The sequence below is a fragment of the Pseudoalteromonas sp. AOP7-A1-14 genome, assembly GCF_052376275.1.
Classification (GTDB): domain Bacteria; phylum Pseudomonadota; class Gammaproteobacteria; order Enterobacterales; family Alteromonadaceae; genus Pseudoalteromonas.
The window spans coordinates 1-954 of record NZ_JBQSVO010000260.1 but is presented as its reverse complement, the minus strand read 5'-3'; the positions used below and the strand labels follow the sequence as shown (position 1 = coordinate 954).

Below are 954 nucleotides of genomic sequence, written 5' to 3'. Positions count from 1 at the left end.
ATAATGTTGAGTTTACCCCTTTTATTATTAATGGAACCGATAAGCTACCGCTACAGCCTGTTGTTGATTTTAAAACAGGGTTAACTTGGTGGGTTGAAAAAGACAAATGGGATAACGACCGAAACCAATGGCAGTCGAGAATGCTGACGGGTGTTGGTTCGGTTATTTTAAGTTTAGGCGCTGAAGAATTAGAGCTAAGAGTTGCAGCCTCTACTTTTACTTATGAACAGCTTGACCGATATTTATCTGATTTTAAGCTCGATTTTTCAGAGCTATTACTCGATGATGAAAGCTATCTTACCAGCAGAGGTAAACTTGATAATTTAGTTTTAAATGAAGATATTTTTAAAACGTTAGATACCTTTATTGAGTCTATCACCGCGATTGTGGCGAATCCTAAAGTCGATTTAATTGAAACATTGTCTCCTCAGCCAAGGGGAAGAGTTAGGCCAACTAATAAAACCTTTATTGAATACATAAAAAACCCCTATGCTAAAAGTTATAGTGGCCGAATGGCAACATCAACTACTGATAATGCAGAGAATCGGTATGCACACTTTATGTTAAAGCAAACCGTATTTATGTTAGGGGTTATTAAGAATATTGCTCAGCAACAATATGATACTGACTCTCGAAAAGTAAAAAGTTATCAATCTCGTATTGATGGGTTTAGTCAGTATGTTTTGGTTAATGCTGATGCGGTAACAAATGCTATAAGCCGGTTGAAAGAGCAATACAAGCAAATGCACTCAAGGTTAGGTAATTTCAATAAAAGCCTTTCAAAAGATAATTTAACCGCTAACAAGGAATTGTTTGTTCATTTAACAGGTCAGTTTGGTGATAGTAAAAATCGTTTTTTTGCAAAGATTAAAAGTTCTGCGAATAAGCCTTGGCATGATGGGAAGTTAAACGGCTTAGATGGTTATAATCTGGTTTTATTTAGTGTCAAGGTTC

Annotated in this window: 1 protein-coding gene; it reads left to right on the top strand. The window is 35.7% G+C overall.

Annotation, left to right across the window (positions count from 1 at the left end; translation table 11 throughout):
- The coding region (locus tag ACT3RM_RS17990; RefSeq protein WP_444511529.1) for a hypothetical protein at window positions 1-954 on the top strand (954 nt) is incomplete at both ends.